The following is a 14498-nucleotide window of genomic DNA, read 5'->3' as shown; positions in this document are numbered from 1 at the left end:
GTGGATGGAATCAGGGCGTCGGCGGCGGCACCTCCACACGGACGCCTTCGGTGAACGATCGGATCGACGCCTGAGCGAGCTCGAGCGCGCGGCGGCCTGCCCGTGCATGCACGGGTGGCTCCGCCCCTGAGCGGAGCGCGTCGATCACCGCGTCGACATGGCGGTCGAAGGTGCCGTGGAAGTTCCTGGCCTCATCGTTGAAGTACCCGGCGCGCCACTGCCGCTCCTCCTCGTCGCCGGCCTTCGAGATGGTGAGCGATCGCACGGTGTCGTGGATGACGGCACGACCGAGCGTCCCGTTGATCTCGATGAGCTGGGAATCGGAGTAGTCGTACGAGGAGTCGTAGGTGCCGAGCATGGTGCCGACGCCTCCCCCCGCGAACTCGAGGGCCACGGCCAGCGTGGTGTATGCGTCATGAGTGGTCTTCGCCATCTGCGCCATCACCGAGCTGATCGGGCCGCACAGGTGCTCGAGCATGTCGAAGCCGTGACACTGCGTCTCAATGAGGTTGGCGTGCGGAGAGCCTCCTGGGGGCAGGACGCCGCCGCCGGGAATGACCTCTCCGCCGAAGCGCCACGTCGCGAAGACGATGTCGCCGAGGCTGCCGCTGCGCAGCTCGCGCCTGGCGCGCTGCACCGGCTCGGCGAATCGGTGGTTGAAGTTGATCGCGAAGAAGGTGTCCTGCCGCGCGGCTTCCGCGAGCAGGATGTCGGCTTCGCCGAGGTCGAAGACGAGCGGCTTCTCGGCCAGCACCGGCAATCCGAGACGCAGCACCTCGAGCGTGGCCTCGAAATGTTGCTCGTTCGGGAGGCACACGGTCACGAGATCGGGCTCTGCCGCGGCAACCATCTCGGCGATGCTCGTATAACCGGTCGTCGCGTAGCTCGCCGCGCGCTCATCGACCTTCGCCGCAGTGCGTCCGACGATGGCACACAGCTCGGTGTCGGACCGGCTCGAGAAGATGCGCGCGTGCTGCTCACCCCACCTGCCTGCGCCGATAACGGCCACCTTCAGCGGCCGGGTCACAGCGGATCCTCCTGCGTGATCACGACCTTGCCCGTCTTACCCTCCAGGAACAGCTCGAACGCCACGCCCAGCTGTTCCACCGGCAGCCGATGCGAGATCACGCGGGTGACGTACTCGCGGTTCTCGCGCAGCAGGCGCAGGTTGTCGTCGAACTCGTCGAAGGCGAAGTACTCGCTGCCGAGCACTGCTCCCTCAGGGGTGAGGAGGTCGTTCGTCACGTCGATCGTGAGCCCCTCGCCGTGACCGACGCACACCAGGGCGCCGCGCTGGCCGATGATGTCGAGCGCTGCGCGCCGCGCCACCTCTTTGCCGGAGGAGTCGAACGCGACATCGGGGCGGATGCTGCGAAGGGCGCTGTCATCGGTCGCATCGAGCGGGATGCCGCCGAAGGACTCCGCGTACTCGCGCCGCCACGGCGACACATCGCTGATGTGCACGGGGAAGTCGCGGCCGTACCGCAGCTTCGCCATGACCAGGATGCCGAGGCCGATGGGACCTGCCCCAGCAATGTAAATCGACTCGATGTCGCGCCGCACGAGTTCCGCCCGTCGCAGCGCGTGCCCGCTCGTGCCCATCACGTCGAGCAACATGGTCGCATCGGTCAGGCTCACGTCATCCGGGATCGGGAAGAAGTTCGACTCGTGCACCAGCTCGTAGGGCCCGTAGCCCCCGTCATGCGTGAACCCCATGTCGGCGCGCTTCGCGAGGCACTGGTTCGTCGCGCCGGCCACGCAGCTGCGACACTCGGCGCAGTAGTCCATCAGGAACACGACGCCGCGGGTGCCCACCGGAGTCGCAGTCGCCGAGCCCGCGGCGATCACGGTGCCTGCGGCCTCGTGCCCCGGGACGATCGTCGAACCGCCGAAGTACTGCGCGCGATCGGTGCCGCAGATGGCGTTGGCTCCGACCCTGAGCAGCAGCTGTCCGGCTGCGGGGTCTGCGTACTGCCGTTCCTGGAACTCGATCCTTCCGTCGCCCCGGAACACCGGAGCGGCTGCGATGTATGTCATGACTGTACCCTTCGATTGGAGAGGAACCCCTGGATGATCACGGCGACGACCAGGAAGAGACCGGTCATCAGCCCCTGGTAGTGGGCGTTCAGCGTGCCGATCTGGTTGATGATGTTCTGGATCGTGCCGACCAGGAGCACCCCGCAGAGCGCACCGAACATGGTTCCCACCCCGCCCGTGAGCAGGATGCCGCCGATGACGGCGGACGCGATCGAGGTGAGCTCGTACCCGGCGCCGAGGGTGGCGTTGCCCGAGGCCAGGCGCGCGGCGAGCAGCGCACCGGCGAGCCCGGCGAGCGCCCCGCTGATCACGTAGACGCTGATCTTCACGCGTCCGACGTTGATGCCCATCATGCGCGCAGCATCCTCGTTCCCGCCGAGCGCGAAGACCCGAGATCCGAACGGCGTCCGGTTCAGCACGATTCCGGCGATGGCGAAGGCGAAGACCAGAATCCAGATCAGGTTGTTCACGCCGAGGAACGATCCGGTGCCGATGCGCGCGAAGGCACTCGTCGAGTCGAGCAGGATCGTCGACGGCGCGAGCACGATGGCGATGCCGTTGACGGCGAGCATCGACGACAGCGTCACGATGAACGCCGCGAGGCGCACCTTGCCGATCAGCAGGCCGTTCACGAGCCCGACGAGTGCACCGGCCGACAGCGGCACGAGCAGCGCTGCGACCGGACCGTGCGGCGCGGCGAGGGCGGCCAGCACGCTGCCGAGGCCGACCATCGACCCGACCGAGAGGTCGATGCCGCCGGAGATGAGCACGAAGCCCTGGCCGATCGTGATGAGGCCCACGAAGCATGCGGCGGTCGTGATCGACAGCAGATTCTCCGGCACCCCGAAGGACGGGAACACGAGCGCTGCGACCACCGCGATGAGCAGCAGCACACCTGTCACACCGTACGACTGCACGGCTTCGAGGGTGCGCGCACTGCGGGCACGCCGCGCACGCAGCGCGGTAGACGAGACGGCGGTCATGATGCGTCCTTCCGCGAGCGCTGCAGATACAGCGCGACGATGATGAGCACGGCCTTGAGGATCTGCGAGTAGGCCGCGTCGATGCCCTGCATGACGAAAGTGGTGTCGATCAGCTGGAGGAAGATCGCCGCCGTGACCGTGCCGATGACCGAGATGCGTCCGCCGGCGAGGGGAGTGCCGCCGATCACGACGGCTGCGATCGCCGTCAGCTCGAACGTCATCCCGATGAAGTTCGGGTCCGATGCGCCGATTCGGGCCGAGACCATGACCCCCGCGATGCCGGCCAGCGCGGCGCTGATGATGTAGACGCTCATCAGCGTTGCGTTGCGCGGCACTCCGGCCAGGTGCGCGGCCTCTCGATTCGAGCCCACGAAGAGCGCGTAACGCCCGAACGAGGTCCGGCGCACGATGACCGCGATCACCGCCGCGATGACGAGGGCGACGATCGCCACCACTGGGATGCCCAACACCGAGGCGTTGCCGATGTACCCGAACAGGCCACCACTGGGGATGCTGCTGCGCTGACCGCCGGACACAGCCTGCGCGAGGCCGCGGATCGCGACGAGCAGGCCCAATCCGGTGATGAGCGGGTTGATGCGGGCGAAGGTGATAAGCGATCCGTTGAACGCCCCGACCAGGGCTGCGGCGACGATGGCGATCGCGATCGCCGCCCCCTCGCCGTAGCCGAGATAGAGCGCGATCACCGCAGAGGAGAACGCCATCACCGAGCCCACCGAGAGATCGATCCCTCCGGTGCCGATCACGAGCGCCTGGCCCACTGCGATGAGGATGATCGGAGCTGCGGAGAACAACAGGCTCTCGAACGTGAACGCCGTCGCGAATCCGCGGGTGAAGATGAGGTTGAACGCGAACAGCACGATCAACGCAATGTAGACGGCGGAGGCCTGCACCAGGCCACCCCGCCGTGGTGCGCGGTTCTCGGACGTCGTCGGACGCCGGAACCCTATGGTGGACGTCATGCTGCATCTCCTGTCTGTGCGTTCGCGGCTGCCTCACCGGCGAGGAGCTCGATGACGTCGTCGTAGTCGATCTCGTGGGGCAGGACCTCACCCGTGACGCGACCTTCGCTGAGGACGACCAGGCGATCGCACAGCGCGAGCAGCTCTTCGGTCTCGCTCGATGTCACGACCACGGCGATGCCCTTCTCTGCGAGCGCGCGGATCACGCGATGGACCTCGGCCTTCGCTCCGATGTCGATGCCTCGAGTGGGGTCGTCGAGGAGCACGACCTTCGGTCCGAGCGACAGCCACCGACCCAGCAGCACCTTCTGCTGATTGCCGCCGGAGAGCTCGCTGATGGGCTGTTCAGGACTGGACGCCTTGACTCGAAGATCGGCGGTGAACTCGGCGAGGATCCGGTCCTGCGCGTTGCGCTGGATGAAGCCGAGCGTCGTGATGCGGTTCAGGATGGCGGCCGTCATGTTCTCGCGGATGCTGAGACCGGGGAAGATCCCCTCGGTGCGTCGATCCTCGGAGAGATAGGCCACCCCCGCGTGCAGGGCGCGGGACGGATTCGGGCGCGTGAGCGGCGTGCCGCCGACGACGACCTCGCCGGCATCCGGCTTCACAGCGCCGAAGATCGCCTTGCAGATCTCGGTACGCCCCGAGCCGAGCAGGCCGAGCAGCCCGACGATCTCACCGCGTCGCACATGGAAGGAAACATCTCGCACGCGGGTGCCCCAGGTGAGATCCTTCACCTCGAGGCCGTTCTCGACGGCTTCGAGTCCCCGCAGCCTGGCGACGGATTCTTCCTTGTCGAGTGCACCCTCTTCCAGATCGATCCCGCCGAGCATCGCCTTCACGAGCTCGTTGCGCGGCAAGTCTGCCGGGGTATTCTCCGTGATGAACTTCCCGTCGCGCAGCACCGTGAAGCGATCGCACAACGCATAGAGCTCCGACATTCGGTGACTGACGAAGAGCAGCGCCACGCCCTCTTCCCGCAGCCGGCGCATGACGTCGAACAGCGTCTCGATCTCCTGGCCGTTGAGCGCCGAAGTCGGCTCGTCGAGAATGACCACCTTCGCCTCGAAGGCGACCGAGCGGACGATCGCGACCATCTGCTGCATCCCCAGACCCAGCGTTCGCACCTTGGCCCGCGGGTCGATATCGAGGCCGTAGCGGCTCAGAATGCCGCGCACCTGATGAGCGGCGGCCCGCTTGTCGATCAGCCCGAAGCGTCGCGGTTCTCGTCCGAGCAGGATATTTTCGGCAACCGTCCGGTCTGGGATCAAGTTGATCTCCTGATAGACCGTGCTGATCCCCGCCTGCTGGGAATCGAGCGGCCTCACGAAGGAGACCGCCCGACCCTCCAGCAGCAGTTCCCCGCCATCCGGCTGATAGAAGCCGGTGAGGATCTTGATCAAGGTGGACTTGCCGGCACCGTTCTCTCCGTTAAGGCCGTGGATCTCACCGGGGTAGAGCGCGAGCGAGACGTCCTGCAGGGCATGGACGCCCTTGAAGGACTTCTGGACGCTGCGCGCTTCCAGTACCGGCACTCTGCCGACTTCGGTCATATTCTTCACCTCGTTGACGACGGGATTCGGATGTCAATACGCGTCGCCGGAGTCGAGCGCGTCCTGCGCGTTCTCGACCGTGTAGAGCCTGTCTTCAAGCAGCGTCTGCTGGGCCACGGGCTTCCCGGCGAACCAGTCCTCAAGCAAGCTGACTGCGGCCGGACCGAACCGCGGGCTGGTCTCGACGCTGGCGTAGATCTCACCGGTTGCAACATAGCGCACGGCGTCGGCCGACCCGTCGACCGAGGTGATGAAGACGTCCTTGCCCGGCTTCTTGCCGAAGTTGTTCAGCGCGGTGATCGCACCGAGCGCCATCGTGTCGCTGTGCGTGTATACACCGGTGATCTCCGGATTGGCCGACATCATCTGGCCCAGAAGCTCCTGCGCCTCGCTCGTGGACCAGTTGCCCGGCTGCTTGGCGACGACCTTCATGTCAGGGAACTTCTTGAGCGCCTCAGCGAAGCCCTCGGATCGAGCCTTCGCCACATCGGTCCCGGACGGTCCCTGGATCTCGGCGATCGAGCCCTTGCCACCCATCGCCTCGGCCATCGCCTCGCCGGCGCGCAGGCCCTGCTGGTAGAAGTCCGAGCCGATGAACGAGTTGATCGTGTCTTCGCAAGGGGTGCCGGCGGTCTCGCGGTCGATGATCAAGATCGCGATCCCCTTATCCTTGGCGGTCTCGAACGCCGCCTGCAGACCGGAGCTGCTGATCGGCGAGACGATGAGCGCGTCGACGCCCTGATTGATCATCGACTGGATATCGCTGAGCTGTTTGGCCTGATCGCTGTTGGCGTTGGTGTAAAGGAACTCGGCCCCCGAGGCCTCCACAGCATCCCGGACCGAAGCGGTCTCGACGGCACGGAACGGGTTCTGCTCATTCTCGGACTGCGAGTAGCCGATCTTCATCTCGGAGAGCGGGGTGTCCGTGGGCGACGGGTTTGTGCAGGTCTCGGACGACTCCGTGGCAACCACTTGGCCGGCATCCTCGCCCTTTCCGCCCTTGTCGCTCGACGAGTTCAGGGGGGCGGTGCAGCCGGTGAGTGCCAGGGCGAGGACGGCCGCAGCGGCAGCCCCGGTGAGGATCTTTCGGGTGATCATGCTGATAACTCCTTTGTTATGGGGGGGGGGGAACTGAGACGTCAAGCGCGATGCGCCTCGAGGGCTTCAAAGTCGAACTCGAGTCCGTGGCCGGGACGGTCGGGGGCAATGGCGACCCCGTCACTGATCGCTAATGGCTCGGCGAGGTACCGTTCGAGACCGAAACCGTGGTATTCCATGTACGTGCGGTTCGGCGCAGCCGCGAGGCAGTGCACCGTGAGGTCGTGCACGCCGTGACTCGTGATCGGGAGGTTGTGGGCCTGGGCTAGCGAGGCCACCTTGCGGAACACCGTCATACCGCCGCAGTTGCTGACGTCGGGTTCGGGGAAAGTCACGGCTCCGGCGGAGATCATCGCGTGGAACTCCTCGAGCGTGTGAAGGTTCTCCCCGGTCGCGATCGGCACTCCCCCGTCCCGCAGGATGCGGGCGTGCCCGGCGATGTCGTCGGGGATCGTGGGTTCCTCGATCCAGACCAGATCGAACTCGCGCACCGCGCGCGCGACCTTGATGGCCTGATCCGCGCTCCACTTCATGTTCGCGTCGACCATCAATGGGAAGCTGTCGCCGAGGTGGTCGCGCATGCGGGCGACCCGGGCAACGTCCTCCCTCCAGTCGGCGCGCCCCACCTTCATCTTGATTGCGCGGAAGCCCTGCGCGCGGAAGCGGTCGGACTGATCCAGCAGCTGCTCGATCGGGAACAGCAGGTCGATACCTCCCGCGTAGACGGGAACCACGGGATCGAACCCGCCGAAGAGCTTCCAGAGGGGCGTCTGCGCGCGACGACCCAGCAGGTCCCACAGTGCAATGTCGACCGCGGAGATCGCGGAGGTCTGGTGCCCGCCGCGTCCGGCGTAGTGAAGGTGCCACCACATACGCTGCCAGAGAGCCTCGATGCGGTCGGCATCCTGCCCGATGAGTGCGTCGCGGAGGTACCGGTCGATCATGACTGCGACGGCGGCACCGCCGGCGTTCACCGTGTACGTGTACCCCATCCCCTCAACGCCGTCGGCGTCGGTGATGCGCACCGTGATGAGCTCGAAGTCGTCCATGTTCCCGTGCGTGCTGTCGGTGAGGCGCACGGGAAGGGGGACGAGATAGTGATCGGTGGTGACCGAGACGATGGTGGCCATGCGACGCAACTCCCTGGGACGACGGTGTCAGTTAACCGGTTTCCTAATCTGGCACATCTGCGTTAGTTTGTCCACATGAACCTCGTCATCACCGATTGCGACCACGACACCATCGACGAAGAGCTCGCCGTGGCCGCCGCCCGAGGCCTCGCCCTCGAGCTCGCTCAGTGCCGCACGGAGGACGACGTGATCGCGGCGGCCCGCGACGCGGACGCCATCGTCGTGCAGTACGCCCCGATCACCGACCGCGTGCTCGCCGCCCTCCCCCGACTGCGGGCCATCGGCCGTTATGGTGTCGGCGTCGACACCGTCGATGTCGCTGCGGCGACTGCGCGCGGAATCGCCGTCTGCAACGTCCCCGACTACGGCACCGAAGACGTCAGCGACCACGCGATCGCGCTGGCCCTGACGCTCGTTCGCGGCATCGTGCAGTTCGATCGCGCCATGCGCGGCGGCGAGTACGCGCTCTCGCACGCGAAGCCGCTGCACCGCACGAAGGAAACGGTGTTCGGCGTCGTCGGCCTCGGGCGCATCGGACTCGCCACCGCGCGGAAGGCACGAGCACTCGGCTTCTCCGTCCTCGGGTGCGACCGCCGCGACGACCCGATCGCCTCATCCGACGGCATCACCGTCGTCGACTTCGAAACACTGCTGTCGCAGTCCGACGTCATCTCCCTGCACGTACCGTTCGACGACACCACCCGTCATCTCATCGACGCCGTCGCGATCAGCCAGATGAAGCACGGTGCGATGCTGGTGAACACCTGCCGCGGCGGCGTCGTCGACACCGCCGCCGTCGTCGAGGCCCTGCGGTCCGGCGCGCTGAAGGGCGCCGGACTCGACGTCTTCGAAGAGGAGCCCCTCCCCGCCGAGAGCCTGCTCTACGATCTGCCCGGCGCCGCGCTCACCCCGCACGCCGCCTGGTACAGCGAGGAGTCCGAGAGCGAACTGAAGCGCCGGGCCGTCGAGAACGTCATCGATGTCTGCGAGGGCATCACGCCCCGCGACATCCTGAACCCGGAGGTCCTGTCATGACCGAGAACACGATGCGCGCTGCCGTTTGGGTCGCACCTGACCGGATAGAACAGCGGTCCGTGCCCATTCCCGAAGCAGGTGAGGGCCATGCCCTGATCCGTGTCGAGCACACCGGTCTGTGCGGCACCGATTTCGCCATCATGCACGGCGCACACCCCCGCGCCCTGCCTCCGCTCATCATGGGGCACGAGATCACGGGCCTGGTGGAATCTGGAGCTCCCGGCGCACCGCCCGTCGGCACGAGAGTCACCGTGGAGCCACTCATCACCTGCGGCGAGTGCGCCACCTGCCGGCGGGGTGCGACGCACGTCTGCCGCAACCTCGGCCTGTTCGGCATCGACCAATCGGGCTCGCTCGCCGAGTTCGTCTCGCTACCGGTCGCCTCGCTCGTGCCGATCGCCGCACACGTTCCTGCCGTCGAGGCAGCGCTCGCGGAACCGCTCGCCGTGGCGGTGCATGCGGTCGAGCGGTCCGGCCTCGCCGGCGGTGAGCGCGTGCTCGTCTTTGGCGCCGGCCCCATCGGCATCCTCACCGCTCTCGTCGCTCGTCACGCGGGCGCGGCCTCGATCCTCATCGCGGAGCCCAGCGCCGAGCGGCGCGAGGTCGCCGCCTCGCTGGGCTTCGACACGGTCCCGGCCGGGATCGACCCCGTTGATGCGATACGTGCCGCGACGGACGGTGAAGGGGCGGACATCGTGTTCGATTCCGCGGCCCACCCGTCGGTTGCAGCACTGCTCGGAAAAACGGTGCGCGTGCTCGGAACGGTCGTGCTCGTCGGCGTGTACAAACGCCCGGTCGAGGTCGACCTCCAGGCGCTCACTTTCGCCGAGATCACCGTGGTCGGTGTGCGCGTGTACACGCGCGCCAATGTGCACCGCGCAGTCGAGCTCCTCGAAGGCGATGCACTCGGTCTGGGCCGGCTACCAGTCGAGGTGTATCCGCTCGAGCAGATCGAGTTCGCCTTCGAGCGGGCTATGGCGGCCGGGGCTGCGCTCAAGGTTCTCGTCTCTCCCGACCGGATCGACGACGCGGTCGTGCGCGCATGACCGGCACACACGGACCCACCAGTCCCTTCGCCCTCACGGGCCGCACAGCGGTGGTCACCGGGGCGTCGCGCGGCATCGGACAGGCGATTGCCGCCGGTCTGCTCCGCGCGTCGGCCGACGTCGTATCGCTGCAGCGCGCTCCAATCGCCGACGAGCTTCTCCAGCAGGCGGCATCCATGGGTCGTCGGATCGACCATGTCCCGGTCGATCTCGCCGATGAGGCATCGATCGCGACTGCTATCTCCGAGACTCTCGGCGGCCGGGACGTCGACATCCTCGTGAACAACGCTGGAATGCAGATCCGGCACGACGCCACGGAGTTCCCGTTGGTTGACTTCGACACGGTGCTCGACGTCAACCTTCGTGCCGTCTTCCAGCTCTGCCAGGGCTTCGCCGGACCGATGCTCGATCGCGGCCACGGCAAGATCGTGAACCTCGCCTCGTTGCTGAGCTTCCAGGGTGGCTTCCGCGTCGCGGCCTACTCGGCATCGAAAGGAGCGGTCGCGCAGCTCACCAAGGCGCTCTGCAACGAGTGGGCGCCGCGCGGCGTCAACGTGAACGCCGTCGCGCCCGGATACATCGACACGGATATGAACACGGCACTCCTCGCAGACGCACAGCGCAATGCGCAGATCTCCGGCCGCATCCCGGCAGGGCGGTGGGGACACGGCGATGACATCGCGGGTGCTGTCGTCTTCCTGGCGTCGTCGGCCGCCGACTACATCCACGGAACCGTCCTTCCCGTCGACGGAGGGTGGATGGCGCGATGATCGACATCGAGCGGACCCCCGCGTCCACCCTGCTGCGCGCTCAGCCCGTCGTGGCGGTACTCCGTGCGCGCCACGCTCGCGATTACGCTCCGGTCGTCGAGGCGCTCCTCTGCGGCGAGGTGCGCGTCATCGAGCTGACGCTCAGCACCGACGGTGTCTTCGAGGAGCTCCCCGCGCTGCTGAGCGCCTTCGACGGTGAGGCCGAGATCGGCGTGGGCACGGTGACGACACCGGAAGAGGCTGGACGAGCCCTCGACATTGGCGCTCGTTTCCTCGTGACGCCCACGTTCGAGCCGAGCGTCATCGACGTCGCTCTGGCACGTCAGGTGCCGGTCCTTCCCGGCGGGCTCACCCCCACGGAACTTCACGCAGGCTGGCGAGCAGGAGCAACCGCGGTGAAAGTCTTCCCGGCGTCCGTCGTCGGACCGAAGTACGTGTCCGACCTGCGCGGACCGTTCCCCGACATCGAGATCGTTCCGTCGGGCGGTCTCGATGCCGACGACGCGGTGCGATGGATCGAGGCGGGTGCCCTCGCGGTCAGCATCGGTGGTCCCCTGCTCCAGGACGCGTTTCATGGTGGGGATCTCACCGCCCTGACCGAGCGAGCCCTCAGGATCAGCGGCCTCGTCGCCGAGGCGATCGAAGGACGTGCCTCATGAACGCGATGCGCAGCTCCCCCGATGTCGTGACGTTCGGCGAGACGATGGCGCTCGTGCGTGCGGATCAGCCCGGATCTCTCGCGCACGTGACCGGGATGTCGCTGGGCATCGGAGGCGCGGAGAGCAACGTCGCCGTGGCTCTGCGGCGTCTCGACATCTCCGTCGCATGGGTCGGTCGTGTCGGCGCGGACAGCTTGGGCGACCGAGTCGTGAGAGAGCTTCGCGCGGAGGGCATCGACGTGGTCGCCGTCCGCGATCCCGACGCCCCGACCGGCCTGATGCTCAAGGAACGGCGTACACAGGAATCGGTTCGGGTCTGGTACTACCGTTCCGGCAGCGCCGGATCTCGACTCGTCCCGGCCGACCTCCCGACCGAGCTCATCGTGGGGGCACGCCTGCTGCATGTCACCGGAATCACGCCCGCTCTCTCCCCGACGGCGGCTGCAGCCACGCACGCCGCGATAGACCGGGCGAAGGATGCCGGCGTCTTGGTATCGTTCGACGTCAACTACCGATCGACACTGTGGTCATCCGAGGAGGCGGGCCCCGAGTTCCGTCGGATCGCCGCCAGAGCCGACATCATCTTCGCCGGTGACGAAGAAGCGACGATCGTGGTGGGGGCGGCAGACGATCCTGAAGTGCTTCTCACTCGATTGGCCGACCTCGGACCGAGTCAGGTCATTCTCAAGCGAGGGGACCAGGGATGCATCGCGCTCGTCGAAGGGACCCGATACCGCGCAGACGCCCAGCTCATTCGTCCGGTCGACACGGTGGGTGCCGGAGACGCATTCGTCGCCGGATATCTGTCCGCGACGCTGCGAGACGCTCGTGTCGACGACCGATTGGACCTCGCCAACCGGGTCGGCGCCTTCGCGTGCTTGCTGCCGGGCGACTGGGAGGGTACGCCCCGTTTGGATGAGCTCACCCTGCTGAACAGGGTCGACCCGGTATCCCGATGAAGCGTAGCCGTCGGGGGCAGACCAGCCCTCGGACGATCGCACTGATGTTGTTCGGGACCCCGTCGAGCATGCACGCCCTGACTTGGTCCCGGAGCACGTGGCCTTGAGCGCCTCCGACGTACCGGAGCACAATCCATGGCCCATTTATGCGGTTCCAGACGCTCTCGAGCGGAGTGGTGGACGATACCCGAGTGATGCTCTCGGCATCCGCTCTGTTCATCTCCCCGTCGCCCTCCGCTGACGCGCCACGAGCATAGTTCCGCCGCCAACTGCGAGCAGAGCGAGCGCGATCCACAATGTCAGCCACACCATGAGACTCCGACAGCCTTCGTGAGACTCCGACACTTTTCGTGAGATCGCACATCTGTCCGATCTCACGTGAGTTGGCAGTCCGTGAGACGGGCGAGCCGCGGAATCAAGCAGAAGTCGAGAATCGCGCCGGGCCGATTCGTCTCACGAGAGCTGTCGGAAACTGCAGCGCTGACTACTCGGGGGCCGGAGCTCCGATCCCCTGGACACAGCGGTTCTACGCGGGGAGATATCTAATGGTGGACCCGTTCACCGGGGCGTTTGACCTGTTTGCTCGGAGGAGCGATGTGACCCCGATGATCCGCTGCCGCTCGCTCTCGCCATCTGGCGGCCCAACCCGAACCTCTTCGATTGGGAGAAGGGCTTTGGGATCAGCGAGGCCCTTCAAACCTGCGAGTTCCCAACCGAAATTCGGGTAGTGATTGATCTTCATGTACGGGACGACACCTCTACTAGAACCCCGATGGCTCGGCGAGGCTTCTTCCGGGAGGTACGCGATCAGTCGGACTTCCTTCTCTTCCATGTACGCCAAGTCCTTCATAGACGCGGCGAGGGCAGCGAGGAGCCCCCGGATGAGCTTGTTCGCGGCAGCGGCATCAGAGGAGTCAAGCGTCGGCTTAATCTGTCCGGAAGTGATGCTCTGGAGGACCCTCTGAATTCTGTCATCTTGCTCGTCCGGCCGGTACGCGACCGTGACCCACTGAGGCAGAAAGATGAATCCTGCCATCATGGGCGGGTCCGCCGGGATCAACCCGGCGTGGGGGTCGAGCTTCACGGCGACACCCGAGGTGCTGGCGTAATTGCGCCACTGGTTCAGGACCCGGTAATCCGGCTCTTCCCAGATGAGGGTGTAGGTCGGCCGGGCGCGTCGGTCCGCAGATAGACGTCGAGGTCTCCCGACGATGGAGGTTCCTACGCCATCCGTCCGAAAGACCTCGACGTGACCGACGCTGCCCCGCCGGCCGGCTTCGGCCGCCCTGACCTGACCGCCTTCGCTCGACTCGACGGCCTCGGTCTGAGCGTGATCGGGCAACGACTTGAACCGGATCGTGCGGTCCTCGCGTGCCGCGTGGTGGAACCAGATCAGTGGTGCCGACGGTGCGGCAGCGAAGGCGCTGCTCGTGACACCGTGATCCGGCGGTTGGCCCACGAGCCGCTGGGCTGGCGACCGACCGTGCTGGAAGTTGTAGTGCGCCGCTACCGCTGTGCAGACTGCGGACACGTGTGGCGCCAAGACACCAGCGCCGCGGCGGAGCCACGCGCGAAGCTCTCGCGCACCGGGCTGCGGTGGGCGCTGGAAGGGATCGTGGTCGCACACCTCACCGTCGCCCGTGTTGCCGAGGGACTCGGGGTCGCGTGGGACACCGCCAACAACGCGGTCCTGGCCGAAGGCAAGCGGCTGCTGATCAACGACCCCACGCGGTTCGAGGGCGTGAAGGTGATTGGCGTCGATGAGCACGTCTGGCGCCACACCAGGCGTGGCGACAAGTACGTCACCGTGATCATCGACCTCACCCCGGTCCGCGATGGCGCCGGCCCAGCAAGGCTGCTGGACATGGTCGAGGGCCGGTCGAAGGCGGCGTTCAAGACCTGGCTCGCCGACCGCGACGACGCCTTCCGTGACGCGGTCGAGGTGGTCCCGATGGACGGCTTCACCGGGTTCAAGACCGCCGCTGCGGAGGAGATCCCGGACGCGGTCACGGTGATGGATCCCTTCCACGTCGTGCGCCTGGCCGGTGACGCCCTCGACAGGTGCCGGCGCCGGGTCCAACTCGCGATCCACGGGCACCGTGGGTTCAGGGACGATCCGCTCTACAAGTCGCGGCGCACGCTGCACACCGGCTCGGACCTGCTCACCGACAAGCAGAGCGACAGGCTACGCGCGCTGTTCGTTGATGACGCTCACGTCGAGGTCGAGGCGACCTGGGGTGTCTACCAG

The 14498-nt window shown here is 66.6% G+C and carries 14 protein-coding genes; 6 read left to right on the top strand and 8 right to left on the bottom strand.

Translation table 11 applies throughout. The features are described from left to right. Window positions 1-10: 10 nt before the first annotated feature. Genes AB0269_RS00070 through AB0269_RS00040 form a run of 7 tightly spaced genes read right to left on the bottom strand, consistent with a single transcriptional unit; the run spans window position 11 to window position 7781 of the window. A complete protein-coding gene (locus tag AB0269_RS00070) occupies window positions 11-1027 on the bottom strand; it encodes a Gfo/Idh/MocA family oxidoreductase (RefSeq protein WP_363566772.1) in 1017 nt (338 codons plus the stop codon). Next, window positions 1024-2037, bottom strand: a complete 1014-nt coding sequence (locus AB0269_RS00065) for an alcohol dehydrogenase catalytic domain-containing protein (protein ID WP_363566773.1) — start codon at window positions 2035-2037, stop codon at window positions 1024-1026. Before AB0269_RS00065 ends, AB0269_RS00070 begins: the two co-directional genes overlap by 4 nt. Beyond that, complete coding sequence (locus AB0269_RS00060) at window positions 2034-3020, bottom strand: ABC transporter permease (protein WP_363566774.1); 987 nt, start codon at window positions 3018-3020, stop codon at window positions 2034-2036. The genes AB0269_RS00065 and AB0269_RS00060 overlap by 4 nt, the downstream gene beginning before the upstream one ends. Further along, the gene (locus AB0269_RS00055) at window positions 3017-4000 is read right to left on the bottom strand and encodes an ABC transporter permease (RefSeq protein ID WP_363566775.1); all 984 of its coding nucleotides are present in this window, start codon (window positions 3998-4000) and stop codon (window positions 3017-3019) included. The genes AB0269_RS00060 and AB0269_RS00055 overlap by 4 nt, the downstream gene beginning before the upstream one ends. Then, window positions 3997-5553, bottom strand: coding sequence for a sugar ABC transporter ATP-binding protein (locus AB0269_RS00050; RefSeq protein WP_363566776.1), 1557 nt, complete (start codon window positions 5551-5553; stop codon window positions 3997-3999). Before AB0269_RS00050 ends, AB0269_RS00055 begins: the two co-directional genes overlap by 4 nt. Window positions 5554-5586: 33 nt before the next feature. After that, window positions 5587-6651 (bottom strand): ABC transporter substrate-binding protein, encoded by a 1065-nt coding sequence (locus tag AB0269_RS00045; protein WP_363566777.1) that lies wholly within the window; start codon window positions 6649-6651, stop codon window positions 5587-5589. A gap of 41 nt (window positions 6652-6692) precedes the next feature. After that, window positions 6693-7781, bottom strand: coding sequence for a mandelate racemase/muconate lactonizing enzyme family protein (locus AB0269_RS00040; RefSeq protein ID WP_363566779.1), 1089 nt, complete (start codon window positions 7779-7781; stop codon window positions 6693-6695). A gap of 75 nt (window positions 7782-7856) precedes the next feature. Between AB0269_RS00040 and AB0269_RS00035 the strand changes: the two genes are divergently transcribed. From AB0269_RS00035 to AB0269_RS00015, 5 genes are read left to right on the top strand one after another with little or no spacing between them, the layout of a single operon-like run. Beyond that, window positions 7857-8816 (top strand): C-terminal binding protein, encoded by a 960-nt coding sequence (locus tag AB0269_RS00035; RefSeq protein WP_363566781.1) that lies wholly within the window; start codon window positions 7857-7859, stop codon window positions 8814-8816. A gap of 59 nt (window positions 8817-8875) precedes the next feature. Beyond that, on the top strand, window positions 8876-9862 hold the full coding sequence (locus AB0269_RS00030; RefSeq protein WP_363566783.1) for an alcohol dehydrogenase catalytic domain-containing protein: 987 nt from the start codon (window positions 8876-8878) through the stop codon (window positions 9860-9862). Next, entirely contained in the window at window positions 9859-10632 is a 774-nt protein-coding gene (locus AB0269_RS00025; protein ID WP_363566785.1) for an SDR family oxidoreductase, read from the top strand. The genes AB0269_RS00030 and AB0269_RS00025 overlap by 4 nt, the downstream gene beginning before the upstream one ends. After that, window positions 10629-11291, top strand: a complete 663-nt coding sequence (locus AB0269_RS00020; protein WP_363566787.1) for a bifunctional 4-hydroxy-2-oxoglutarate aldolase/2-dehydro-3-deoxy-phosphogluconate aldolase — start codon at window positions 10629-10631, stop codon at window positions 11289-11291. The genes AB0269_RS00025 and AB0269_RS00020 overlap by 4 nt, the downstream gene beginning before the upstream one ends. Next, complete coding sequence (locus tag AB0269_RS00015) at window positions 11288-12250, top strand: sugar kinase (protein ID WP_363566789.1); 963 nt, start codon at window positions 11288-11290, stop codon at window positions 12248-12250. The genes AB0269_RS00020 and AB0269_RS00015 overlap by 4 nt, the downstream gene beginning before the upstream one ends. A 526-nt stretch (window positions 12251-12776) precedes the next feature. On the opposite strand, the gene AB0269_RS00010 is transcribed toward AB0269_RS00015, so the two are convergent. Continuing rightward, the gene (locus AB0269_RS00010; RefSeq protein ID WP_366209163.1) at window positions 12777-13334 is read right to left on the bottom strand and encodes a hypothetical protein; all 558 of its coding nucleotides are present in this window, start codon (window positions 13332-13334) and stop codon (window positions 12777-12779) included. A 165-nt stretch (window positions 13335-13499) separates the two neighbouring features. Between AB0269_RS00010 and AB0269_RS00005 the strand changes: the two genes are divergently transcribed. After that, window positions 13500-14498: ISL3-like element ISPfr2 family transposase (locus AB0269_RS00005; protein WP_366209161.1), on the top strand; the 999-nt coding region annotated here is incomplete at its 3' end.

The sequence above is a fragment of the Microbacterium sp. NPDC077644 genome, assembly GCF_040702785.1.
Taxonomy (GTDB): domain Bacteria; phylum Actinomycetota; class Actinomycetes; order Actinomycetales; family Microbacteriaceae; genus Microbacterium.
The sequence above is the reverse complement of the archived record's forward strand: the minus strand, read 5'-3'. Positions and strand labels throughout refer to the sequence as shown.

What these genes read in the sequence shown, in the direction of transcription:
- AB0269_RS00040 (WP_363566779.1), bottom strand. Translation starts at nt 7,781, where the DNA reads ATGGCCACCATCGTCTCGGTCACCACCGATCACTATCTCGTCCCCCTT.
- AB0269_RS00020 (WP_363566787.1), top strand. Translation starts at nt 10,629, where the DNA reads ATGATCGACATCGAGCGGACCCCCGCGTCCACCCTGCTGCGCGCTCAG.
- AB0269_RS00035 (WP_363566781.1), top strand. Translation starts at nt 7,857, where the DNA reads ATGAACCTCGTCATCACCGATTGCGACCACGACACCATCGACGAAGAG.
- AB0269_RS00025 (WP_363566785.1), top strand. Translation starts at nt 9,859, where the DNA reads ATGACCGGCACACACGGACCCACCAGTCCCTTCGCCCTCACGGGCCGC.
- AB0269_RS00050 (WP_363566776.1), bottom strand. Translation starts at nt 5,553, where the DNA reads ATGACCGAAGTCGGCAGAGTGCCGGTACTGGAAGCGCGCAGCGTCCAG.
- AB0269_RS00045 (WP_363566777.1), bottom strand. Translation starts at nt 6,651, where the DNA reads ATGATCACCCGAAAGATCCTCACCGGGGCTGCCGCTGCGGCCGTCCTC.
- AB0269_RS00055 (WP_363566775.1), bottom strand. Translation starts at nt 4,000, where the DNA reads ATGACGTCCACCATAGGGTTCCGGCGTCCGACGACGTCCGAGAACCGC.
- AB0269_RS00060 (WP_363566774.1), bottom strand. Translation starts at nt 3,020, where the DNA reads ATGACCGCCGTCTCGTCTACCGCGCTGCGTGCGCGGCGTGCCCGCAGT.
- AB0269_RS00015 (WP_363566789.1), top strand. Translation starts at nt 11,288, where the DNA reads ATGAACGCGATGCGCAGCTCCCCCGATGTCGTGACGTTCGGCGAGACG.
- AB0269_RS00065 (WP_363566773.1), bottom strand. Translation starts at nt 2,037, where the DNA reads ATGACATACATCGCAGCCGCTCCGGTGTTCCGGGGCGACGGAAGGATC.